At 71.2% G+C, this 21,370-nt stretch carries 21 protein-coding genes, 1 pseudogene and 1 riboswitch; of the genes and pseudogenes, 12 read left to right on the plus strand and 10 right to left on the minus strand.

The window, feature by feature from the left end; genetic code table 11:
- Positions 1-99 precede the first annotated feature (99 nt).
- On the minus strand, positions 100-723 hold the full coding sequence (locus tag H5965_RS08280; RefSeq protein ID WP_310968758.1) for an AIM24 family protein: 624 nt from the start codon (positions 721-723) through the stop codon (positions 100-102).
- Positions 723-1,400, minus strand: coding sequence for a TIGR00266 family protein (locus tag H5965_RS08285; RefSeq protein ID WP_310968762.1), 678 nt, complete (start codon positions 1,398-1,400; stop codon positions 723-725). Before H5965_RS08285 ends, H5965_RS08280 begins: the two co-directional genes overlap by 1 nt.
- A gap of 74 nt (positions 1,401-1,474) precedes the next feature.
- Between H5965_RS08285 and glp the strand changes: the two genes are divergently transcribed.
- Positions 1,475-2,668: a gephyrin-like molybdotransferase Glp gene (glp, locus tag H5965_RS08290; protein ID WP_310968763.1), complete on the plus strand. Its 1,194-nt coding sequence runs from the start codon at positions 1,475-1,477 to the stop codon at positions 2,666-2,668.
- On the opposite strand, the gene H5965_RS08295 is transcribed toward glp, so the two are convergent.
- Positions 2,622-3,875: an MFS transporter gene (locus H5965_RS08295; protein ID WP_310968765.1), complete on the minus strand. Its 1,254-nt coding sequence runs from the start codon at positions 3,873-3,875 to the stop codon at positions 2,622-2,624. The genes glp and H5965_RS08295 overlap by 47 nt on opposite strands.
- A complete protein-coding gene (locus tag H5965_RS08300) occupies positions 3,872-4,432 on the minus strand; it encodes a helix-turn-helix domain-containing protein (RefSeq protein WP_310968766.1) in 561 nt (186 codons plus the stop codon). The genes H5965_RS08295 and H5965_RS08300 overlap by 4 nt, the downstream gene beginning before the upstream one ends.
- Positions 4,433-4,504: 72 nt before the next feature.
- On the opposite strand from H5965_RS08300, the gene H5965_RS08305 reads away from it, so the two are divergent.
- On the plus strand, positions 4,505-4,789 hold the full coding sequence (locus H5965_RS08305) for a GlsB/YeaQ/YmgE family stress response membrane protein (RefSeq protein ID WP_310968768.1): 285 nt from the start codon (positions 4,505-4,507) through the stop codon (positions 4,787-4,789).
- A 39-nt stretch (positions 4,790-4,828) separates the two neighbouring features.
- Here the strand turns inward: H5965_RS08305 and H5965_RS08310 are convergent, their stop codons facing one another.
- Positions 4,829-5,050, minus strand: a complete 222-nt coding sequence (locus H5965_RS08310) for a hypothetical protein (protein WP_310968769.1) — start codon at positions 5,048-5,050, stop codon at positions 4,829-4,831.
- Positions 5,051-5,297: 247 nt separating this feature from the next.
- Here H5965_RS08310 and H5965_RS08315 point away from each other — a divergent pair, with 247 nt between their 5' ends.
- From H5965_RS08315 to H5965_RS08325, 3 genes are all read left to right on the plus strand, one after another.
- Positions 5,298-6,023: a phosphatidylserine decarboxylase gene (locus tag H5965_RS08315; protein ID WP_310968770.1), complete on the plus strand. Its 726-nt coding sequence runs from the start codon at positions 5,298-5,300 to the stop codon at positions 6,021-6,023.
- A 3-nt stretch (positions 6,024-6,026) separates the two neighbouring features.
- Positions 6,027-6,971, plus strand: a complete 945-nt coding sequence (gene pssA / locus H5965_RS08320; protein WP_310968771.1) for a CDP-diacylglycerol--serine O-phosphatidyltransferase — start codon at positions 6,027-6,029, stop codon at positions 6,969-6,971.
- A 185-nt stretch (positions 6,972-7,156) separates the two neighbouring features.
- Positions 7,157-9,418, plus strand: a complete 2,262-nt coding sequence (locus tag H5965_RS08325) for an AAA family ATPase (protein WP_310968772.1) — start codon at positions 7,157-7,159, stop codon at positions 9,416-9,418.
- Between the two features lie 170 nt (positions 9,419-9,588).
- Here H5965_RS08325 and H5965_RS08330 read toward each other — a convergent pair whose 3' ends face one another.
- Together H5965_RS08330 and H5965_RS08335 are read right to left on the minus strand one after the other, a co-directional pair.
- A complete protein-coding gene (locus H5965_RS08330; protein WP_310968773.1) occupies positions 9,589-10,224 on the minus strand; it encodes a LytR C-terminal domain-containing protein in 636 nt (211 codons plus the stop codon).
- Positions 10,221-10,529, minus strand: coding sequence for a DUF3263 domain-containing protein (locus H5965_RS08335; protein WP_003101701.1), 309 nt, complete (start codon positions 10,527-10,529; stop codon positions 10,221-10,223). Before H5965_RS08335 ends, H5965_RS08330 begins: the two co-directional genes overlap by 4 nt.
- A gap of 155 nt (positions 10,530-10,684) precedes the next feature.
- Between H5965_RS08335 and H5965_RS08340 the strand changes: the two genes are divergently transcribed.
- Positions 10,685-11,263 carry a peptide deformylase gene (locus H5965_RS08340; protein ID WP_310968776.1) on the plus strand — a complete coding sequence of 193 codons (579 nt, stop codon included), beginning with the start codon at positions 10,685-10,687 and terminating at the stop codon, positions 11,261-11,263.
- 43 nt (positions 11,264-11,306) lie between these two features.
- On the opposite strand, the gene H5965_RS08345 is transcribed toward H5965_RS08340, so the two are convergent.
- Positions 11,307-13,472, minus strand: a complete 2,166-nt coding sequence (locus H5965_RS08345) for a glycoside hydrolase family 15 protein (protein ID WP_310968778.1) — start codon at positions 13,470-13,472, stop codon at positions 11,307-11,309.
- A gap of 201 nt (positions 13,473-13,673) precedes the next feature.
- On the opposite strand from H5965_RS08345, the gene H5965_RS08350 reads away from it, so the two are divergent.
- The 3 genes from H5965_RS08350 to thiD (H5965_RS08360) all read left to right on the plus strand — a co-directional run bounded on the left by H5965_RS08350 (position 13,674) and on the right by thiD (H5965_RS08360) (position 17,176).
- On the plus strand, positions 13,674-14,585 hold the full coding sequence (locus H5965_RS08350) for a trypsin-like peptidase domain-containing protein (protein ID WP_310968779.1): 912 nt from the start codon (positions 13,674-13,676) through the stop codon (positions 14,583-14,585).
- A gap of 38 nt (positions 14,586-14,623) precedes the next feature.
- Positions 14,624-14,745: riboswitch (TPP riboswitch) on the plus strand.
- On the plus strand, positions 14,739-16,376 hold the full coding sequence (thiC, locus tag H5965_RS08355; protein WP_310968781.1) for a phosphomethylpyrimidine synthase ThiC: 1,638 nt from the start codon (positions 14,739-14,741) through the stop codon (positions 16,374-16,376). It overlaps the preceding riboswitch by 7 nt.
- On the plus strand, positions 16,373-17,176 hold the full coding sequence (gene thiD / locus H5965_RS08360; protein ID WP_310968783.1) for a bifunctional hydroxymethylpyrimidine kinase/phosphomethylpyrimidine kinase: 804 nt from the start codon (positions 16,373-16,375) through the stop codon (positions 17,174-17,176). Before thiC ends, thiD (H5965_RS08360) begins: the two co-directional genes overlap by 4 nt.
- On the opposite strand, the gene H5965_RS08365 is transcribed toward thiD (H5965_RS08360), so the two are convergent.
- On the minus strand, positions 17,173-17,568 hold the full coding sequence (locus tag H5965_RS08365) for a helix-turn-helix domain-containing protein (protein ID WP_310968785.1): 396 nt from the start codon (positions 17,566-17,568) through the stop codon (positions 17,173-17,175). The genes thiD (H5965_RS08360) and H5965_RS08365 overlap by 4 nt on opposite strands.
- 90 nt (positions 17,569-17,658) lie before the next feature.
- Here H5965_RS08365 and H5965_RS08370 point away from each other — a divergent pair.
- Positions 17,659-18,572, plus strand: a pseudogene (locus tag H5965_RS08370) (NADP-dependent oxidoreductase).
- Here H5965_RS08370 and H5965_RS08375 read toward each other — a convergent pair.
- Positions 18,569-19,579: a phosphatidylinositol-specific phospholipase C domain-containing protein gene (locus tag H5965_RS08375; protein WP_310968787.1), complete on the minus strand. Its 1,011-nt coding sequence runs from the start codon at positions 19,577-19,579 to the stop codon at positions 18,569-18,571. The pseudogene H5965_RS08370 and the gene H5965_RS08375 overlap by 4 nt on opposite strands.
- Positions 19,580-19,684: 105 nt before the next feature.
- Here H5965_RS08375 and thiD (H5965_RS08380) point away from each other — a divergent pair, with 105 nt between their 5' ends.
- Positions 19,685-20,503 (plus strand): bifunctional hydroxymethylpyrimidine kinase/phosphomethylpyrimidine kinase, encoded by an 819-nt coding sequence (gene thiD, locus H5965_RS08380; protein WP_310968788.1) that lies wholly within the window; start codon positions 19,685-19,687, stop codon positions 20,501-20,503.
- 59 nt (positions 20,504-20,562) lie between these two features.
- A complete protein-coding gene (locus H5965_RS08385) occupies positions 20,563-21,369 on the plus strand; it encodes an ion transporter (protein ID WP_176174506.1) in 807 nt (268 codons plus the stop codon).
- The last annotated feature ends 1 nt before the right edge of the window (position 21,370 follow it).

Below are 21,370 nucleotides of genomic sequence, written 5' to 3' on the forward strand. Positions count from 1 at the left end.
AGCACAAAGGATCCGCTGGCCCGAGCGGAGGCCAGCGGCGGAAGTGCCAATCACGCTACCGGAATTATTCCCCTCGGCAATGGGCAATTCGTCCGAAGATCACGAACCCGAAAGGCGTCTGTTCCGCGCGTGCACGAGCACCGTCCCGGGGCCGGCGAAGTCGAGGGCGAGCCCTTCGCCCGTGCGCAACGACTGCGGCCCGCCCGGATCGAGGGCCCGCAACCGGCACTGGACGGTGTCGGGGTAGGCCAGCAGGTAGTCCGGCCGGACCGTGACGAGCTCGCCCTGGCCGAGCTCGAAGGCGTCCACCGGGCCGGGCGCGGCCAGCACCAGCGGCCCGGTTCCGCTGTAGTGCTCGAGGAACCCCGAGTCGGCGCCGAAGAGCTGCTGCAGCGGGCCCCAGCCGGTGTCGTGCCGGACCGACGACGGCCGCACCAGGACCGCGTCGCGGTGCACCGACCAGCCCGTGCCGCCGCCGACGTCGAGCGGGTAGACGTCGCCGGGGCGCAGCGGCGCGAAGTCGATCCAGCCGCCGTCGGAGGGCGCGGTGTAGACGAACACCGCGCTCTTGCCCGTGCGGGCACCGGCCCGGCCGGCCGGTGCCTCGGAGACGCCGAACCGGCTGGCGAGCAGGGTTTCCGGCGCGGCGCGGACGGCCTCGCCCGGGTCCAGCAGGACGCGGGCGACCCCGAAGGCGGGCGTGTGCCGGGTCTGGACGCGCATCAGCGAGACGGGACGTGGGAGACGATCCAGCTGATCAGCGCGGACGGGTTGCGCGTCTGCGTCATGATCTGGCCGGGACCGACGAAGTCGAACACCAGGCCTTCGCCGCTCTTCATCGACTGGATGATGCCCTGCGCGACCTTCCGGATCTGGTACTGCACGGTGTCGGCGTAGGCGACGACGTGCCCGGTGTCGATGGTCACCATCTCGCCCTGCTGCAGCGTGATGGTCTCGACCGCGCCGTAGCAGGAGACGAGCAGCTGGCCCTGGCCGGTGGCGTGGGTCAGGAAGCCGCCCTCGCCGCCCATCAGGTTCTTCACCCCGCCCCACTTGGTCTCGGTCTGCACGCCGTGCGACGACGCGAGCCAGCAGCCGCGGGTGACGGCCCAGCCGGTGCGGCCGTCGAGGGTGATCACCTGGATGTCGCCGGGCAGGTTGGCGGCGACGTCGACCCAGCCGCCGTTCGGCGGGGCGGTGAAGGTGGAGATGAAGAAGGACTCGCCGGAGAGGAACGCGCGGCCCAGGCCCTTCATGATCCCGCCCTGGGCCTGCGACTGCACCTGCACGCCGTAGCTGGTCGCCATCATCGCGCCGGACTCGACCTGGCACGGCTCGCCGGGCGCCAGCATCAGCCGGGCGACGGCGAACGAAGGCTGTTGACGGATTCCGACCTGCATGCGTGCTCCCCATCCGGCGTGCCTGTGACGGGGCAGAGTCTTGCACGCCCGCCGATGGCGGGGAGGATGGTCCGGTGATCTCCGTCGACGACTACCGCGACCGCGTCGCCGCGCTCCTCGGCACGGCCCCCGCGACCACGCTGCCCCTCGCCGCCGCGGCCGGCCTCGTCCTGGCCGAAGACGTGCGCGCCGGCGTCTCGCTGCCGCCCTTCGACAACTCCGCGATGGACGGCTACGCGGTCCGCGCGGCCGACGTCACCACCGCCCCGGTGACCCTGCCGGTCGCCGACGACATCCCGGCGGGCCGGGTCGACGTCCGGCCCCTCGAACCGGGCACCGCGCACCGGATCATGACCGGCGCGCCGCTGCCCCCGGGCGCGGACGCCGTCGTGATGGTCGAGGACACCGACGGCGGCACGTCGCAGGTGACCATTTCGGCGCCTGCCCGCGAAGGCGCGCACATCCGGCGCTCCGGTGAGGACGTCGTCGACGGCGACGTCGCCCTGCACGCCGGAACCGTGCTGGGCCACTCGCAGCTGGGCCTCGCGGCCGCGGTCGGCCTCGCCGAGGTGCGGGTGCACCGGCCGCTGCGGGTGGTGGTGGCCTCGACCGGCACCGAGCTGATCGACGCACCCGCCCCGCTGCGCCACGGCCAGATCTACGAGTCCAACAGCGTGATGCTCGCCGCGGCGATCCGCGGCCTCGGCTGCGAGGTCGAGGTGGTCCGCAGCGTCGTCGACGACGTCGAGGAGTTCCGCAAGGTCATCGAGCCCAGGCTGGCGGGCGCCGACCTGCTGGTCACCTCGGGCGGCGTCAGCGCGGGCGCGTACGAGGTGGTGAAGGACGCCCTCACCGGCCAGGGCGTCGAGTTCGCGAAGATCGCCATGCAGCCGGGCGGGCCGCAGGGCAGCGGGCGCTGGCACGACGTGCCCGTGGTGGCGCTGCCCGGCAACCCGGTCAGCGTGCTGGTGTCGTTCGAGGCGTTCCTGCGCCCGGCGATCCTGACCGCACTCGGCCACACCGACGTCTCGCGGCGGCGGGTGCGGGCCCGGCTGACCGAGGCGATGACCTCGCCGTCCGGGCGCCGCCAGTACCGCCGGGGCGTGTTCACCCCGTCCGACCGGGAGGTCACCGGCATCGTCGGCCCCCGCGGCGGCCCTGGCTCGCACCTGCTGGCCGCGTTCACCCAGGCCAACTGCCTGATCGTGCTCCCGGAGGACGTCACATCGGCTGGGGAAGGGGAAGAGGTGGACGTGCTGCTGCTCTGACCGGGAAGTCCCGCAGCTTCGCCAGCGGGATGAGCATCGCCAGCGCGGCGAGCAGCACCCCGGCCAGCACCCAGAGCGTCTGGCGAACGCCGATCGCCTCGCCCAGCACGCCGCTGAGCACCCCGGCCAGCGGGATGGTGCCGTAGTTGACGATCGAGGTGCTCGAGTTGATCCGGCTGAACAGCTCGGGCGGGCAATACTGCTGCCGGAACGTCGTGGTCAGCACGTTCGAGGCGACGACGCCCGCGCACACCCCGAAGACCGCGAGCACGAACAGCACGAGTCCCCAGCCGGGTCCGCTCAGCGGCGCGAGCAACAGCATCGGCGCGGCGAACGCCTCGCAGAACAGGAACGCGCGGGCGGTGCCGAAGCGCGCGCCGAGCCGCCCGGCCAGCACCGCACCGAGCACCCCGCCGCCCGCGGCGAGCGCCAGCACCAGGCCGACCAGACCGGGTGCGGCGGCGAGCGTGCGGGACAGGAAAACGATCTGGATCGCGCTGTACCCGGCGAGCGCGACGTTGGAGACGGCACCGAACACCATCAGCGTCCGCAGGTAGCGGTCGGCCACCACGAACCGCAGCCCTTCGGCGATCTGGTGGCGCAAGCGGGTGCGCGGGGGTGGCACCACGGTCTCGCGCGCCTGGATCGCCCGCACGCACAGCACGGAGACGCCGAAGCTGACCGCGTCCGCGAGAACCCCGCTGACCGGGCCGAACACCTGGGCCAGCAACCCGGCCAGGCCCGGCCCGGCGACCTGGGTCGCGGACTCGCTGCCCTGCAGCTTCGCGTTGGCTTCGAGCAGTTCGTGGTCGCCGACGAGCGCGGGCACGTACGCGCGGTAGGCGAGGGTGAAGAACACCTTCGCCACCCCGCCGAGCAAAGCGGCGGCCAGCAGGTAAGGCATGGTGAGCTCCCCGAACGCGGCCACGACCGGGACACTGCCGAACACCGCCATCGACACCGTGTTGCAGGCGAGCATCACCGGGCGCTTCGCCAGCCGGTCGACCCACGCGCCTGCGGGCAGACCGACCAGCAGCCACGGCAGCCAGGCCACCGCGTCCAGCAGCGCGACCTGGAACGTGCTCGCCTGGAGCGTGACCACCGCGACCAGCGGCAACGCCGTCGTCGCGACCATGCTGCCGAGCATGCTCGTGGTCTCGCCGGTCCAGAGCAGCCGGAAGTCCCGGTTCCCCCAGAGCCCCTTCACGGCTTGCCCAGCGACGCTCGCGCGGCGAAGAAGACCGGGCGGCGCTCGACGCCGTCCCCGGGTTCGGTGCGGTTCTCGAACTCGCTGATCAGGAGGAAGATCCGCTCGTTGAGCTCGTCGAGTTCGTCGCGCGACAGCCGGACCCACGTGTCGATGCTGAACGGCGCCCCGCGCCACTCCTCCGGGTAGGTCTCGCGGTTCGCGATCCATTCGCGGGCGACCGCCGTCTGGTGGTCGAGCACGAGGACCTCGGCGGCTTCGGCGACCGGGTCGCCCGGGAAGTCGGCCGCGGCCCACCGCAGTGTCCTCGCGCTGCGCTTCCACCAACGTTCTCGCTGGTCACGGGCCAGTTCCGGGGCTTCTTCGACCAGTTTCGCGGCGGCCAGCACCTTCATGTGGTGGCTGACGTTGCCGACCGCCTGGCCGGTCTTCGCCGCGAGCACCGACGCCGTCGCCGGGCCGTCGAGGTGGAGCAGTTCCAGGAGCCGGCGCCGCAGCTGGTGGGACATGGCGGCCAGCACCTTCGAATCCCGGATCTCCCGGATGTCGTCGCTCATGACGCACAAGAGTAGTTGTGCAAGAGTTCTTGTGCAATGGCGCTTGTACGTCTGCCCGGGTAAGCTTCGGTCATGGGTTTCGTCGCATGGGTGATCTTCGGCGCGATCGTCGGCTGGGCCGCGAACCTGGTCGTCGGCGGCCGCGAGCGGCGGCGGCAGGGTTGCCTGGTCAGCGTGCTCGTCGGGGTCGTCGGCGCCGCCCTGGGCGGGCTGCTCTACCGGCTCGCGACCGGCCAGGCGAAGACGTTCGACTTCGACTTCCCGAGCTTCGGCGTGGCCATCCTCGGCGCGGTCGTGCTGCTGGCGATCCTGCGGCTCGCGAGCGGTCTGGCCCGGCGTCCGAATGACCGTTGGTAACTTTCGCCGAACGAACGGTGATCATCGGGCCGTTCGCCGCTAAACTCTTCCCTCACGCGCATCTCCCGGTGGCCGGGTGCGTGCGCCGTCGGGGGGCGGATGCACCCGGCCCCGGTTCCTCGCCTTCTTCGCCTCGATGACGACGTCGACCGCCCGCAGCGGGTCGACGAGCGACGGCACCGGCACCTCGTCGATCTCCCGACGCCACGCGCCCAGAAGCTCGCGAAGCCGGGCTTCGGCGGGATCGTGGCGGTCGCTCATCGGTCCTCACAGGTCAGGCGGGGCAGCGCCCCGAACGGCGGCAACTACTCAGTGTCATCGGCGAAATCGACCATGTGTTACGACGCGGCGATCTTTCCCACCCGCCGCGGTGACCCCCTCCCGGAGGAGTCCGGCAGGGGCGCGCGGACACGTTCACCTGGGGCAGCGGTAGCGTGGGGGCGCCCGTACGCGGCCGCCGGACCCGGCGCCGATCCGTTCTTCCGACACGAAACCAGGGGACCCGACCATGAGCGGCACCCGGCCGGATTCCGCCGGCAACCCCGTCGCCCACGCCCTCCAGCTCGCCCGCGAGACGCTGCCGCCGATGCACTCCGCCGGTCGCCCGTTCGTGGCGGGCGGCGTCGCCGCGACCCTGCTCGCGCGCCGGTTCTCCAAGCGCCTCGGTGTCCTGGGCGCGCTGACGACGGTGGCCATGGCCGCGTTCTTCCGCGAGCCGAAGCGGGTCCCGCCGCCGCGTGACGGCGTCGCGCTCGCCTCGGCCGACGGTCTCGTGTCGCTGATCGAGGAAGCCGTCCCGCCCGCCGAGCTCGGCCTGCCGGCCGAGCCGCGGATGCGCGTCTCGGTGTTCCTCTCGGTGTTCGACGTGCACGTCCAGCGCGTGCCGGCGAACGGCGTGATCGAGCGGGTCGCCTACCGGCCGGGCAAGTTCCTGTCCGCGGACCTGGACAAGGCGAGCGACGACAACGAGCGCAACTCCGTGCTCATGCGCACCGAAGACGGCCACGAGCTGGTCGTCGTGCAGATCGCCGGCCTGGTCGCGCGCCGCATCCTCTGCGAGATCCGCGAGGGCGACAAGGTCGCCGCCGCGTCGACGTACGGCATCATCCGGTTCGGCTCGCGGGTCGACCTCTACCTCCCGCCGGGCTCGACCGTGCTGGTCAGCAAGGGCCAGCGCACGATCGGCGGCGAGACGGTCATCGCGGAACTCCCTGCCACGCCTTCGAAGGGCTGATCGATGGTCCGCGTGACCACCCCGGGCGTCCGGCTGCTGCCGAACGCCATCACCGTGCTGGCGCTGTGCGCGGGCCTGTCGGCCGTGCAGTTCGCGCTGACCAAGAACTACGCGATGGCGATCGCCTCGATCGGCATCGCGGCGGTGCTCGACAGCCTGGACGGCCGGATCGCGCGGCTGCTGGACGCGACGTCGAAGATGGGCGCGGAGCTCGACTCGCTGTCCGACGGCATCTCGTTCGGCGTCGCGCCGGCGCTGGTGATCTACGTGTGGCAGACGGGCGCGGACCGGATCGGCTGGGTGGCGTCGCTGATCTTCGCCGTCTGCATGATCCTGCGGCTGGCCCGGTTCAACACGCTGCTGGACGACACCGAGCAGCCGCCGTACGCGAGCGAGTTCTTCGTCGGCGTCCCGGCGCCCGCGGGCGGCCTCCTGGGGATGCTGCCGCTGGTGGCGTACCTGCAGTGGGGCGAGGGGTGGTGGTCGTCGCAGTACGTCGTGTGGGCGTGGACGGTCGCCATCGCGGCGCTGCTGATCAGCCGCATCCCGACGCTGTCGTTGAAGACGGTCAAGGCCCCGCCGAAGGCGATCGCCCCGCTGCTGCTGGGCGTGGCGCTGCTGGCCGCGGCGATCATCCAGTTCCCGCTGGTCGCGCTGCTCGTGGCGATGGTGCTGTACCTGGCGCACATCCCGTACTCGATCCACCGGCACCGCTGGCTGGCGGCGCACCCCGAGGCCTGGACGGTCCCCCCGAGCGAGCGCCGCGCGATCCGCCGCGCCCGCTCCACCCGCCGCCTCGGCCTGCGCCCGCCGCTGCGCCGCCGCGTCGCGGGCGCGGCCATGCGCGCCGTCCGCCTCCCCCGCGAGACGGTCCGCACCCCCCGCGTCACCTCGGAAAACGGCCAGCGCCGCCGCTCCTGGCGCCAGATCGGCCTCCGCCGCAAGTAAACCCGCCCGTGTCGTCCATCTGAGTACGCGTGTCGTCCGGCTGGGTACGCGAGTTCGCCATTCCGGTTCGGCGATCTCGTGACCGAACGGACGACACGCGTACTTGAACGGACGACACGCGTACCTGGATGGACGACACGGGTTCGGGCCTCCTCGGGGGGCGGCGGCTCGCTAGGGTGAACGGCGTGAGCCACCCGCAGATCACGCTGACCGTCCGGCACACGCCGTCGGCGCTGGACACCCGCCGCGGCGTCGTCCGGCTGCATCCCGAAGTCCTCGACGCGCTGGGCCTGCGGGCCTGGGACGCCGTCCACCTCACCGGGGCGCGGGTCAGCGCCGCGCTCGCCGCGCCCGCCGACGAGACCGGGGTGCCCGGGGTGGTGCTCACCGACGACGTCACCATGTCGAACCTCGGCGTCACCGAGGGCGCGGAGGTCGTCGTCGCGCCCGCCGACGTCGCGGCCGCCAAGACCGTCACCGTCGCCGGGTCGCGGCTGGCCAGCGTCTCGGTCAGCCCGCACATGCTGCGGCTCGCCCTGATCGGCAAGGTGCTGACCGTCGGCGACGCCGTTTCGCTGCTGCCCCAGGACCTCGCCCCGTCACCGGGGTCGGACCCGGCCGGGCTCCGCGGCCAGCTGTCCCGCGCGATCGGCGCGACCTGGACGAACGAGCTGCTCACCGTCACCGCCACCGAACCGGCCGGCACCGTCGCGGTCGGACCGTCCACAGTGGTCACCTGGCGGGACGGCGCGCGCCCGGCCGCCGAGCCCGCCGCGCCGCGGACGGCGACCGCGCTGGTCCGCGCCGAAGCCGTCACCGCGGCCGAGGAGTGGATCGACGCCGAGATCGTCGAGGACGAGGTCACCGCCGAAGAAGAGCCGGCCGTCCCGCTGGCCGACCTGGTCGGCGCCGAAGCCGCCGCGCGCAAGCTCGCCGAGTGGTTCGACCTCGCGTTCCACCGGCCCGAGCTGCTGGCCCGGCTGGGCGCGCCCGCCCACCTCGGCGTCCTGCTGTCCGGCCCCGAAGGCGTCGGCAAGGCGACGCTCGTGCGGTCGGTGGCCCACGACGCCGGGATCGGGATCATCCCGCTGGCCGCGCCGAACCTCGCGGTGCTGGACCCGAACGTCGCCGTCGCACGCCTGCGCGAGGCCATCCGCGGCGCCGAAGGCCCCTCGGTCCTCCTGCTCACCGACGTCGACGCGCTGCTGCCCGCGACGACTCCCCCGCCGGTGGCCACGGTCGTGCTGGAGGAGCTGAGGACCGCCCTCAAACGGGACCGGTTCGCCGTCGTCGCGACGACGGCCCGTGCGGAGTCGGCCGACCCGCGGCTGCGCGCCGCCGACCTGCTGGACCGCGAGCTCGGCCTGGCTCTCCCGGACGCGAAAACCCGCCGTGAGCTGCTGAACGTCCTGCTCCGCGACGTCCCGCTCGACGCCGGAATCGACTGCGGCGTCCTCGCCGAGCGGACCCCGGGCTTCGTCGCGGCGGACCTGATCGCGCTGCGCCGCGACGCGGCCCTGCGCGCCGCTCTGCGCCAGCGCGACACCGACGAGCCGCGCATCTCGCAGCAGGACCTGCTGGACGCGCTGGCCACCGTCCGGCCGGTCTCGATGTCCACTTCGGACAACCTGGCCACCGGCGGGCTGACCTTGGACGACGTCGGCGACATGGTCGACGTCAAGCAGTCCCTCACCGAGGCCGTGCTGTGGCCGCTGCGGTACCCGGACTCGTTCGCCCGGCTCGGCGTCGAACCGCCGCGCGGGGTGCTGCTGTACGGGCCGCCCGGCGGTGGCAAGACGTTCCTCGTGCGGGCGCTGGCCGGCACCGGCGCGCTGAACGTCTTCGCGGTCAAGGGCGCCGAGCTGATGGACAAGTGGGTCGGCGAGTCCGAGCGCGCGGTCCGCGAGCTGTTCCGCCGGGCCGCCGAAGCCGCGCCCGCGCTGATCTTCCTGGACGAGATCGACGCGCTGGCCCCGCGCCGCGGCCAGTCGTCCGACTCCGGCGTCGCCGACCGCGTGGTCGCCGCCCTGCTCACCGAGCTCGACGGTGTCGAGCCGATGCGCGAGGTCGTCGTCCTGGGCGCGACGAACCGGCCGGAGCTGGTCGACCCGGCGCTGCTGCGGCCCGGACGGCTCGAGCGCCGCGTCTACGTGCCGCCGCCGGACGCCGAGGCCCGCGCGGCGATCCTCGCGGCCAGCTCGAAGAACACCCCGCTGGCCGAGGACGTCGACCTCGCCGCGGTGGCGTCCACTCTGGACGGTTACTCGGCGGCCGACTGCGCGGCCCTCATCCGCGAAGCGGCGTTGACGGCGATGCGCGAGTCCCTGGAGGCCCGCGAGGTCACCGCGGCCCACCTGGAGACGGCCCGGAAGACGGTCCGGCCGAGCCTCGACCCGGCCCAGCTGGCGGCCCTGGAGGCCTACGCGAAGACCCAGACCGGTGACTGAAGGGTCGACACGCGTGACTGAAGGGTCGACACGCGTGATTGAAGGGACGACACGGGCGGAGCCGGCCGGCCACGGCGTGTCGACCTTCTGATCACGCGTGTCGACTGCCCAATCACGCGTGTCGGCTGCTCGATCACGCGTGTCGGCGTTCGGATCACGCTGGGCGCGGGTCAGCTGCCCTTGTGGCCGCTCTGGTATTCCTTCGTCACGATGACGATCACGCCGGGGCTTGCGTTCTGGATGCCCTCGAAGCGCGGCTCGGCCTTGATGCCGAACTCCTGGGCGAGCTGCTTGGCCGCGGCTTCCTCGTCGGTGCCCGGGCGGTAGAACGCCGTCGTCGTCGGGATGATGCCCTGGGAGTAGTTGCTGACCTCGTTGACGTTCCACCCGGAACCGCGGAAGTCCTCGGCCGCGCGGTCCGCCAGGCCCTTGACCGTCGAGTTGTTGAACACCCGGACGGTCACCCACTTGTTGGACGCCTGCTGGTCACCACCCGGCTGACCGGGCTGGCCGGGACCGGCCGACGTCGGCTGGCCGGGGGCCGGCGAGCTCGGCGACGGCGGCGTGGGTGACGAAGGGCTCGCCGAGGACGAAGACGTCGAAGAAGAAGCCGAAGACGACGTCGACGGCGGTGCCGAGGACGAGCCCGACGGCGTCGGAGAAGTGCCGCTCGGCCCGGCTTCGTTCGACCCGTCACCCCCGCCCAGCGCGGTGATCCCGCCGATGACGGCGGCGATGATGGCCACCCCGACCAACGCGACGCCCGCGGCCTTCATCGGCCGGGACATTCCGGAAAACACACTCATTTCAGCTCGATCCCCAGTCGCCGGGCGCCTCGCTTGCGCTGGCGGGCGGCACGCGTCTTGCGCAGCCGCTTCACCAGCATCGGGTCGGCTTCGATCGCCTCCGGCTTCTCCAGCAGCTTGTTGAGCAGCTGGTAGTAGCGCGTCGCAGACAAGTCGAAGCGTTCGCGGATGGCGTTCTCCTTCGCCCCGGCGTGCCGCCACCACTGGCGCTCGAAGGCGAGGATCTCGACCTCGCGTTCGGTCAGGCCGGGCACGGGCTTCGGCGGCGACGGCTGCGGCTCAGCCATCGACTCCGCGGCGTCCATCCGAGTCCCTCTCAATCGGGCGTCATGGCGAATCAGACCTAGCTCTTCCGCGGGCGCCATTCAACCACGGAAGCACGCACCGACGTGGGCATCGACGTCGGCGCGTCACGGTCTGATGCAGGTCTACCAGAGGGGTCCGACTAAACTGGCTCGCCGTGACCATCCACCCCATCGTGATCGCCGGCGAACCCGTGCTGCACCAGCCGACTCGGGAGATCACCGAGTTCGACGAGAAGCTGCGCACGCTCGTGGACGACATGTTCGAGACGATGTACGCCGCCGAGGGCGTCGGCCTCGCGGCCAACCAGATCGGCCTCGATCTGCGGGTGTTCGTCTACGACTGCCCGGACGACGAGGGCGTGCGGCACAAGGGCGTCGTCGTCAACCCGAAGCTCGAGACGTCGGAGATCCCGGAGACCATGCCGGACCCGGACGACGACTGGGAGGGCTGCCTCTCGGCGCCCGGCGAGTCGTACCCGACGGGCCGCGCGAAGTGGGCGAAGGTGACCGGCGCCGACCTCGACGGCAACCCGATCGAGGTCGAGGGCACCGGCTACTTCGCGCGCTGCCTGCAGCACGAGACCGACCACCTGGACGGGTACATCTACCTCGACCGCCTGGTCGGCCGGCACGCGCGCGCCGCGAAGAAGATGCTGAAGTCGAACAAGTGGGGCGTGCCGGGCAACTCGTGGCTGCCGCCGCGCACCCCCGAGGACGACGGCGCCGTCATCTGAGACCACGAAGGGCCCCTCGCGCACGAGGGACCCTTCGCCGTTTTCAGCAGCCGAGGAAGTGGCACCGGACGACGCGCGGCGTCTCCAGGACCGAGCCCGCCCGGACGTCCCAGGCGAGCCGGACGTACTGGGCGTGCGTCCAGGCCAGCGGGGTCGCCGAGGTGTTCGGCGTGCCGGCCGGGAAGCCGGTCTGCCCGGACGGCGGGTTCTCGTCCCACACCTGCTCCGGCATGGTCTCCGCCGAGCTGCTCACCCGGCCGAGGTCACGCAGCCGCCGCGCGGCCGACGACGGATCGCCGAGCGCCAGTTCGTACTCGCCGCGTTCGCCGGCGAGCAGCGGCCAGAGCCGGCCGAACGTGGTGCGGCTCTCCGCCGGGAAGGTGTAGTCCCACGGCGAGCCGTCGGCCTGCTCGCCGTAGCCGTCCTTCGTGTAGCGGTGCCAGAACTGGCCGGTCGGCGTGGTGAACGCGATGTCCTTGTCGGTCACGCGCACGCTGTTGCGGATCACCGGGTCGTCGGCGCGGTAGACGCCGAGCCGGACGAGGTCGAGGAAGCCCGCGTCGGTGACCGCGCGCTGGTCCATCGTCACGCTCGAGTTGCCGAGGTTGTACGTCGTCCCGTTGTTCGCGTTGGCGTCCTTCGTCAGCCGGACGAAGTACGGGTCCTTCGACAGCGGCCCGTTCGTGGTGATCGTCTGCTTCGGCAGGTCGGCCTTCATCTTGTCGGCCGCCGCGAGGTACCGGGCCGCGTCCGCCGAAGCGCCGTTGTGCGACGCGATGTCCGCGGCGCAGACGAGCCCGGCGATCACCGAGGCGATCGTCGACGGGGACCAGCCGTCCTGCTCCTCCCAGCGTTCCTGCTGCGTGTACGGCGACGGCTGCCCGTCCGGCCCCCGGTAGCCCAGGATGAAGTCGGCGGCCTTGCGGACGCCGGGCCACAGGTCGGTCCGGCCGAGCTGCTGGGCGAGCACGATCGGGAACGCGGTCTCGTCGAGCTGGATCGACGTCCAGTACGGGACGCCGTCGACCCGGCTGTTCTGCGGCATGTGCCCGTCGGCCTGCTGCTGCGTGCCGAACATGTAGGACACCGCGCGGTTCGCCGCCGCCGTGTCGCCGCCGGCGGCCAGGCCGGTCGCGATCTGGTAGAGGTCACGCGGCCAGACCAGGTGGTAGGTGCCGGACGGCGACCACTCCGGGTCGTTGTTCCCGAACCGCCACGGCATGCTCGGCGAGGCGATGAAGGCGCCCGGGTGGTGCTTGTCCTCGCTCGCCGCGAGGGTGAGCATCGACGCCTTGTAAAGGTCACGCTCGGCGTCGGTCTTCAGCGACGACGGCGGCTTGCTGACCCCCCGCAGGTACTGCTGCCAGCCGCGGTCGTAGGCGCGCGTGATGTCGCGGACACCGCGTCGCTGCGACGCCCGTGCACTGCCGAGCGCGTCGGCGGCCTTCGCGCCCATGCCGAGGGCGAGGGTGACGTGCCGGTTGCGGAGACCGTCGGCGTTCGTCTGGCCGGTCAGCACGACGTTGCCCTTCTCGGCCGTGTCGTACTGCGCCAGCTTGAAGGTCTTGGCGAGCTGGGTGTTCCCGTCGGACGCGCCCGCGTAGCCGACGCTCGTCTTCGTGAACGCGGGCTTCGCGGTGAGGGCGGCGGCGTTCGACGCGTCCTGCGCGGTGACGGCGTCGCCCTGGCGGGCGGCGGAGTCGTCCGAGCCGTCGTTGGTCAGGTCCGGGTCGGCGACCGCGTAGAGCTGGTAGGGCCGGCCGGTGAGCGACTGGAAGTCGACGTCGACCAGCACGGTCGTCGCGGCCGGGTCCGTGACGTAGGTCTTGCGGAGACGCCAGCGGTGCTGGTCGTCGGTGATGGTCTGCTCGTAGGTCAGGCTGTCGTCGTCGGTCCGCCGCACCTGCTGCGACTTCGCCGAGTAGTCGGTGACGGCGAAGCTGCGGCCGTCGGTGACGACGAAGTTCAGCGAGCGGACGCTGGGCGTGGACAGGTCCGGGTAGTAGACCTCGGACATCTGGCCGCCCTGGAGGGTGAACCAGACGTTGCTCGACCGGTCGTGGGCCGTGCCGAACCCGGTCTTGTTCGCGGGCAGCCAGCTCGGATGGGCCCCGGGTGCCCCGGGAGCCTCTTCCGCGGCCACCGCGGTCGCCGGGATCAGGCCGGTGACCAGCAGGCCGGCGAAGGCGCCGGAAATGAGTTTGCGCATATCAACCCCACAGAAGATCGCTTCTGCACCGTTACAGAAGCGACTTGGGAGTCTGCCGCCGATCCTTCACCGGCGCATGGTCCGATCCGGTGAACCACCGACCGTCACTGGTCCGGTGAACCGGTTCACGGACAGCGAACGGACTTCCCGCTCAAGCGGGCGCAAACTTGTATTACCTGCAACGGTGTAATCGAGGTGCACATGGACGACGCGATGGACGCCTACTCGCGCGTGGTCAGCACGGTCGCCGAGACCGTCACCCCGCACGTCGCCGGGGTGCAGCTCGCGCGCGGGAGCGGCTCGGCCGTCGTCTTCGCCGAGGACGGGCACCTGCTCACCAACGCCCACGTCGTCAGCGACCACCGGCGTGGGGTCGCCACCTTCGCCGACGGCAGCGAAGTGCCCTTCGACGTCGTCGGCGCCGATCCGCTGTCCGATCTCGCCGTGCTGCGCGCCCGGGGCGAGACGCCGGCCGCCGCCGTGCTGGGCGACGCCGACCGGCTCGTCGTCGGCCAGCTCGTCGTCGCCGTCGGGAACCCGCTCGGCTTCTCCGGGACCGTCACCGCCGGGGTCGTCAGCGCGCTCGGGCGGGCGCTGCCGGTGCGGCAGGGGCGCACCACCCGCGTGATCGAGGACGTCATCCAGACCGACGCCGCGCTCAACCCCGGCAACTCCGGCGGCGCGCTCGCCGACTCCGCCGGCCGGGTCGTCGGCGTCAACACCGCGGTCGCCGGGGTCGGGCTCGGCCTCGCCGTCCCGATCAACGCGACCACGCGGCGGATCATCGACACGCTCGTCGTCGAAGGCCGGGTGCGGCGGGCGTACCTCGGCGTGGTCGGTGTGCCCGCGCCGCTGCCGGACGACGTCGCCGAGCGCACCGGGCAGCGCGCGGGGCTGCGGGTGCACGAAGTGGTGTCCGGCGGCCCGGCCGACCGGGCGGGCCTGCGCGCCGGCGACCTCGTGCTGACCGTCGGGCGCACCCGCGTCTCGGACGCCCAGGGCATCCAGCGGCAGCTGTTCGCGGAGGTGATCGGCACCGCACTGCCGATCACCGTGCTGCGCAACGGCGCCATGGTCGACGTCTACGCCACACCGGCAGAGTTGGTCGGGTGACTTGAGTATCGCGCGCCGGCGTGGCATGGTCGGGGACACAACACCAACGCGGGAGCTCGCGCCATGGCGGGCTGAGAGGGTGACTTGCGTTTCGCAGGCGTCACCGACCGCATGAACCTGACCGGGTAATGCCGGCGTAGGGAGTGAAAGTCGTTGACGGCTTTGGAAAGCAATGCTGCGCTGAACGTCACGACCGGGCCGATCACCGGCTCGCGCAAGGTGTACCACCAGACCGAATCCGGGCTGCGGGTGCCCGCCCGCCGGATCGATCTGTCCAACGGCGAACACTTCGACGTCTACGACACTTCGGGCCCCTACACGGATCCGGAAGCGGCCATCGACGTCCACAGTGGACTACACCGGCTGCGCGCCGGCTGGGCCGACGGGCGTGAGCACAACACGCAGCTCGGGTGGGCCAAACAGGGCGTCATCACCCGGGAAATGGAGTACATCGCCGCGCGCGAACGGGTTTCCCCGGAGTTCGTGCGCGACGAGGTGGCCCGTGGCCGCGCGGTGATCCCGGTCAACCGCAAGCACCCCGAGTCCGAGCCGATGATCATCGGCAAGAACTTCCTGGTGAAGATCAACGCCAACATGGGCAACTCGGCCGTCTGGTCGTCGGTCGAGGAAGAGGTCGACAAGATGGTGTGGGCGACCCGCTGGGGTGCCGACACGATCATGGACCTCTCCACCGGCAAGCGGATCCACGAGACGCGGGAGTGGATCATCCGCAACTCGCCGGTGCCGGTCGGCACCGTGCCGATCTACCAGGCGCTGGAAAAGGTCAACGGGGAGCCGGAAAAGCTGTCGTGGGAGGTGTACCGCGACACGATCGTCGAGCAGTGCGAGCAGGGTGTCGACTACGTCACCGTGCACGCCGGCGTGCTGCTGCGGTACATCCCGCTGACCGCGCGGCGCGTCACCGGGATCGTCAGCCGCGGCGGGTCGATCATGGCCGCGTGGTGCCTCGCGCACCACCAGGAGTCCTTCCTGTACACGCACTTCGAGGAGCTCTGCGAGATCCTGCGGCAGTACGACGTCACGTTCTCCTTGGGTGACGGCCTGCGTCCGGGGTCCATCGCGGACGCCAACGACCGCGCCCAGTTCGCCGAGCTGGAGACCCTGGGTGAGCTGACGCACATCGCGCGTTCGCACGACGTCCAGGTGATGATCGAGGGTCCCGGCCACGTGCCGATGCACAAGATCAAGGAGAACGTCGAGCTCGAGGAAAAGCTCTGCGGCGAAGCGCCATTCTACACCCTCGGCCCGCTCGCGACGGACATCGCGCCGGCGTACGACCACATCACCTCGGCCATCGGCGCGGCGCAGATCGGCTGGTACGGCACGGCGATGCTGTGTTACGTGACGCCGAAGGAGCACCTGGGCCTGCCCAACCGCGACGACGTCAAGACCGGCGTGATCACGTACAAGATCGCCGCGCACGCCGCGGACCTGGCCAAGGGCCACAAGTACGCCCAGGAATGGGACGACGAGCTGTCCAAGGCGCGCTTCGAGTTCCGGTGGAACGACCAGTTCAACCTGTCGCTGGACCCGGACACCGCACGCTCGTTCCACGACGAGACGCTGCCCGCCGAGCCGGCCAAGACCGCGCACTTCTGCTCGATGTGCGGCCCGAAGTTCTGCTCCATGCGGATCACGCAGGACGTCCGCAAGTACGCGGAGGAGCACGGTCTGTCCACTGTGGAGGCCATCGAGGCCGGCATGGCTTCGAAGTCGGCGGAGTTCACCGAGTCCGGTGGCAAGGTGTACCTGCCCGTGGTGGGGCAATGACCCCTCGGACCGCCCTCACCATCGCCGGCTCGGACTCCGGCGGTGGTGCGGGCATCCAGGCGGACCTGCGCACGTTCTTCGCGCACGGCGTCCACGGACTGGTCGCGGTGACGGCGGTCACCGTGCAGAACTCGCTGGGCGTGCAGGGTTTCACCGAGATCCCGGCCGACGTGGTGTCGGCGCAGATCAAGGCGGTGGCGTCGGACATGGGCGTCGACGCGGCGAAGACGGGCATGCTGGCCACGGCGGAGATCATCCGTTCGGTGGCGAAGACGCTGGACGAGGTGGGTTCCGGCTTCCCGTTGGTGGTCGACCCGGTGGCGGCGTCGATGACGGGCCACGCGCTGCTGCGCGAGGACGCCCTGGAGGCGATCCGCACGGAGCTGTTCCCGCGCGCGACGCTGATCACCCCGAACCTCGACGAAGTCCGGCTGCTGACCGGGATTTCGGTGGACGATTCCGCTTCCCAGCGGGCGGCGGCCGACGCGCTGCTGGAGTTCGGCTCGCAGTGGGTCCTGGTCAAGGGCGGCCACATGCAGGGCACGGCCGAGTGCGTCGACCTGCTGACGGACGGCCGCGATTACCTCTCCCTCAGCGGGCCGAGGTACGAGACGGAGAACACCCACGGCGGCGGTGACACCCTGGCCTCGGCGATCACGGCGTCGCTGGCGAAGGGCGCTTCGGTCCCGGACGCGGTGGCGGCCGGGAAGAAGTTCATCGAGCGGTGCGTGGCGGAGGCCTACCCGCTGGGGGCCGGGGTCGGCCCGGTTTCGCCGTTCTGGGTGCTGGACAAGAGCTAACGGACCGGCTGCAGCTCCCGGCCGTCGTACTCCTCGCGCGCCGAGCGGATGCGGCCGAAGTTCGCCTGCGACCACGTGCTCAACGCGATCAGGTGCGCGCCCACCTCGGCGCCCATCTCCGTCAGCGCGTACTCGACCGTCGGCGGCGTTGTCGGGTACACCGTGCGCGTCACGAAGCCGTCGCGCTCCAGCTGGCGGAGGTTCTGGGTCAGCATCTTCTGGCTGATGCCGTCGACCGCGCGGCGCAGCTCGCCGAAGCGGTGCGGCCCGCGGGCCAGTGCGCCCAGGACCAGGGCCGTCCACTTGTTGGCCAGGAGGTCGAGGACGTCGCGGCACGGGCAGTTGCGGAGGTAGACATCCCAGGGTCCGCCCTGGTCACAGGTGGTATCCATCAGGTACCTACGATACCAACTAGTGCCTTCTGGCGAAAAGTGACCAAGCACCCGAGGATGGAGCCGACCCAAGACAGAAGGAGTGAAGCAATGCGCATCGTGACCCAGCAGGCCCTCGGCGGACCGGAGGTGCTCCGCGTCACCGAGGCACCGCGTCCCGAACCCGGGCCGACCGAGGTCCTGGTGCGGGTGAAGGCCGCCGGGATCAACCCGGTCGACTGGAAGGTGCGGCGCGGGGGCGGGTTCCTCGGCGAGCCGCCGTTCACCGTCGGCTGGGACGTCGCCGGCGTCGTCGAGCAAGCCGGCTTCGGCGCGACCGGTGTCGAAGAGGGCGACGAAGTCCTCGGCATGCCGTGGTTCCCGCGGCCGGCCAACGCCTACGCCGAGTACGTCACCGCGCCCTCGCGGCACTTCGTGCGCAAGCCGGCCGGGCTGTCGTTCGCCGAGGCCGCCGCCCTCCCGCTCGCCGGGCTGACCGCCTGGCAGGGCCTGGTCGACGTCGCCGGCGTCCACAAGGGACAGCGGGTGTTCGTCGACGCCGCCGCGGGCGGGGTCGGGCACCTCGCCGTGCAGATCGCCAAGGCCCGCGGTGCGCACGTCATCGGCACGGCCAGCGCGAAGAAGCACGACTTCCTGCGCGAGCTCGGTGTCGACGAACCGATCGACTACCGCGACCCGCGTCCGATGTGGACGTCTACTTCGGACTGGTCGGCGAGGAGAGCGACCTGCGCTGGCTGCCCGCCATCAAGGAGGGCGGCCTGCTGATCGGCGTGCCCAGCGGCGTGGCCGGCCGGGTGGCGCAGAAGGCGGCGGAAAACCACGTGCGGACGAAGAGGATCCTCGTCGAACCCGACCGCGGCGGGCTGACCGGCCTCGTCGAGCTGATCGAGGCCGGTCAGCTGAAGGTCCGCGTCGAGCAGACCTTCCCGCTGGAGGACGCGGCCAAGGCGCACGAGCTGGGTGAATCGGGCCGGGTGTCCGGCAAGCTCGTGCTGACCGTCTAACCGCGGGCGAGCACCTGGGGCAGCACCGTCGTGAGCCCGGTCCAGTCCGAAGTGACCACCGACGCGTGCTGCTTCGCCAGGTCGGCGACGCGCTGGTTGGCCTGGTCGACCGTCGGGTTGTGGGCGTCGATGGCCGGCGCGACGTTCTGCCCGTCGGTCATCACCACGTAGTAGTGGTTGGCGTCGTACCACCACGGCCCGGTCTGGGTGACCCACGCGTTCGCGTCGCCGTCGAACACCACGAACCACGGCTTGAGGTCGGCGGTGTACTTGTCCCGCGGGTCACCGCCGGCCGCGCCGTGCACGGTCGGGAAGATGTTCGCGTCGCCGAGCTTGCCCGCGTTCTTCAGGCCGACCAGGTACCGCGCGTATTCGACGTCGGTCTTCAGCGTGTCGGTCGGGTTCTGCTCCTCGACCGTGCCCGGGATGATCTCGGTGATCACCCGGCCCCGCAGCGCGTCCACGGACGGCCAGTTGTCCGCCTTGGCCGCGTCGTCCAGCGTGGCGTAGCTCCCGAGCAGCTCGGCCGGGCGGAAGGCGACGCTGCCGAGGTGCGAGCGGAACGTGGCGTCCAGCTCGTCGGGACCCATGCCGGTGTTGTCCGAGAAGCCGGTCTTCATCTCCAGCTTGAGCGTGATCGGCGTGTGCCCGGGGTGGGCGGCCAGCCAGATCCGGATGTCGTCGAGGCAGTACTCGAGGTTCTTGTTCTTCCCGCCGCTGTAGAGCTGCGACGCCGAGGTCGCCGCGACGCAGTTGTTGTTGTTGCCCAACGGGTTCGAGTGGCTGACCTTCCACTCGTGGGTGAAGAAGTCGGGCCAGACGTCGAGCTCGATCAGCGACGAGCCGGCGTCGAGCGCCTGGGCGAGGTAGCCGTACGCCGCCGGGTCGTAGGTGTTGTGCACGCCGACGGTCGTGACGTGGGACAGCTTGGGGCTGTCGGCGCTCGCGGCGGTCGCTCCGGAGAGCGTGAGCGCGGCCGCGAGGAGGGCCACCGAGAAGAGCTTCATCCAGGCTCCTTCGAACGTGAGTAACGTTCACAATGTCTCACCGTGGTTGACTGTTGATGAAGCAAAAGAGGCTGATTGGCCTAGACCAGAAGTCGGGAAACCACCATGATCCCTTCGGCATTGACCATCGCCGGGTCGGACTCCGGCGGCGCCGCCGGGCTCCAGGCGGACCTGCGCACGTTCCTGACCTGCGGGGTGCACGGCCTGGTCGCGGTCACCGCCGTCACCGTGCAGAACACCCTGGGCGTGCACGACCGCGCCGACCTGCCGCCGCACATCGTGGCCGGGCAGATCGAGGCGGTGGCGGCGGACATGGGCGTCGGCGCGGCGAAGACCGGCATGCTGGCCTCGGCCGAGATCATCCACGCCGTCGCCGCGGCGTGCGACAAGGCGGAAATCGGCCGGGACGCGCGCATCCCGTTCGTCGTGGACCCGGTCGCGGCGTCGATGCACGGCCACCCGCTGTTCGACGAGGCGGGGCTGCACGCGTTGCGCGACGAGCTGCTCCCGCGTGCGACGGTGCTGACCCCGAACCTCGACGAGGTCCGGCTGCTGACCGGGATGACCGTCGAGGACCGCGAGGGCATGCACACCGCGGCGGTCGTGCTGCACCGGATGGGCCCCCGCTACGTCCTGGTCAAGAGCGGCCACCTGCAGGCCGACCCGGAGTGCGTGGACCTCCTGTTCGACGGCTCGACGTTCGTGGAGCTCCCGGGCAAGAGGTATTCGACGCCGCACACGCACGGCGCGGGTGACACGATGGCGTCGGCGCTCACCGCGGGCCTGGCCAAGGGCATGTCGGTGGTGGAGGCGGCGCGGTACGGCAAGTGGTTCGTGTCCCACGCGGTCGAGCACGCCTACCCGATGGGGGCGAAGGTCGGCCCGGTCTCGGCCTTCTGGCGGCTGGCTCCCGAGGAGCGCTGAGTACCCGTCCGGCTACCATCCCTGCGTTTACTCATCCTTGACCAACGCAGGGGGCGGCCTTGACCGGACGCGAGCGGGTGGCGAAGGTCCTCGAGGGCCGCCGCTTCCAGAACTTCATCATCGCCGTCATCGTCTTCAACGCCGTCACCCTCGGCATGGAGACGTCGACGTCGCTCATGGACGGCTACGGCGGCCTCCTGCACGCCCTGGACCACATCGCGCTGGGCATCTTCGTCGCCGAGCTGCTGGCGAAGTTCTACGCCTACCGCGGCAGCTTCTTCCGCGACAACTGGAACGTCTTCGACCTGCTGGTGGTCGGCATCGCGGTGATCCCGGCGACCGGGCCGTTCGCCGTCCTGCGGTCGCTGCGGGTACTGCGGGTCCTGCGGCTGATCTCCGTGGTGCCGTCGATGCGGAAGGTCGTCTCCGGGCTGCTCGCCGCGATCCCCGGGATGGCGTCGATCGCCGCGTTGCTCGCGCTGATCATCTTCGTGGCCGGGGTGATGGCGACGAAGCTGTTCGGCGCCATCGACCCCGGCGACTTCGGCGACCTCGGCACGTCGCTGTTCACCCTGTTCCAGGTGATGACCGGCGAGGCCTGGCCGGACATCGCGAAGACGATCATGGAACAGGCGCCGCTGGCCTGGATCTTCTTCGTCGTCTACATCCTGGTGTCCAGCTTCGCCGTGCTGAACCTCTTCATCGCCGTCGTCGTCAGCGGCATGGAGGACGAGCTGCGCCAGGACATCCGCGAGGAAGAGGCCAAGCAGGCCGAAGCGCAGGCCGCCGCGAACCAGGAGATCCTCGACGAGCTCCGCGCCCTGCGCGCCGAGCTGGCCGAACTGCGGCAGGAGAAGGCGGCTTAGT

The organism is Amycolatopsis sp. 505, assembly GCF_031625235.1.
In the GTDB taxonomy this organism is placed as follows: Bacteria; Actinomycetota; Actinomycetes; order Mycobacteriales; family Pseudonocardiaceae; genus Amycolatopsis.

Excerpts from the sequence above, each read along its gene's own strand:
- H5965_RS08305 (WP_310968768.1), top strand. The coding sequence starts at position 4,505 with ATGGGTTTCGTCGCATGGGTGATCTTCGGCGCGATCGTCGGCTGGGCC.
- H5965_RS08285 (WP_310968762.1), bottom strand. The coding sequence starts at position 1,400 with ATGCAGGTCGGAATCCGTCAACAGCCTTCGTTCGCCGTCGCCCGGCTG.
- thiD (WP_310968788.1), top strand. The coding sequence starts at position 19,685 with ATGATCCCTTCGGCATTGACCATCGCCGGGTCGGACTCCGGCGGCGCC.
- H5965_RS08280 (WP_310968758.1), bottom strand. The coding sequence starts at position 723 with ATGCGCGTCCAGACCCGGCACACGCCCGCCTTCGGGGTCGCCCGCGTC.
- H5965_RS08310 (WP_310968769.1), bottom strand. The coding sequence starts at position 5,050 with ATGAGCGACCGCCACGATCCCGCCGAAGCCCGGCTTCGCGAGCTTCTG.
- H5965_RS08345 (WP_310968778.1), bottom strand. The coding sequence starts at position 13,472 with ATGCGCAAACTCATTTCCGGCGCCTTCGCCGGCCTGCTGGTCACCGGC.
- H5965_RS08365 (WP_310968785.1), bottom strand. The coding sequence starts at position 17,568 with ATGGATACCACCTGTGACCAGGGCGGACCCTGGGATGTCTACCTCCGC.
- H5965_RS08375 (WP_310968787.1), bottom strand. The coding sequence starts at position 19,579 with ATGAAGCTCTTCTCGGTGGCCCTCCTCGCGGCCGCGCTCACGCTCTCC.
- H5965_RS08330 (WP_310968773.1), bottom strand. The coding sequence starts at position 10,224 with ATGAGTGTGTTTTCCGGAATGTCCCGGCCGATGAAGGCCGCGGGCGTC.
- H5965_RS08300 (WP_310968766.1), bottom strand. The coding sequence starts at position 4,432 with ATGAGCGACGACATCCGGGAGATCCGGGATTCGAAGGTGCTGGCCGCC.
- H5965_RS08335 (WP_003101701.1), bottom strand. The coding sequence starts at position 10,529 with ATGGACGCCGCGGAGTCGATGGCTGAGCCGCAGCCGTCGCCGCCGAAG.
- H5965_RS08315 (WP_310968770.1), top strand. The coding sequence starts at position 5,298 with ATGAGCGGCACCCGGCCGGATTCCGCCGGCAACCCCGTCGCCCACGCC.
- thiD (WP_310968783.1), top strand. The coding sequence starts at position 16,373 with ATGACCCCTCGGACCGCCCTCACCATCGCCGGCTCGGACTCCGGCGGT.
- H5965_RS08350 (WP_310968779.1), top strand. The coding sequence starts at position 13,674 with ATGGACGACGCGATGGACGCCTACTCGCGCGTGGTCAGCACGGTCGCC.
- pssA (WP_310968771.1), top strand. The coding sequence starts at position 6,027 with ATGGTCCGCGTGACCACCCCGGGCGTCCGGCTGCTGCCGAACGCCATC.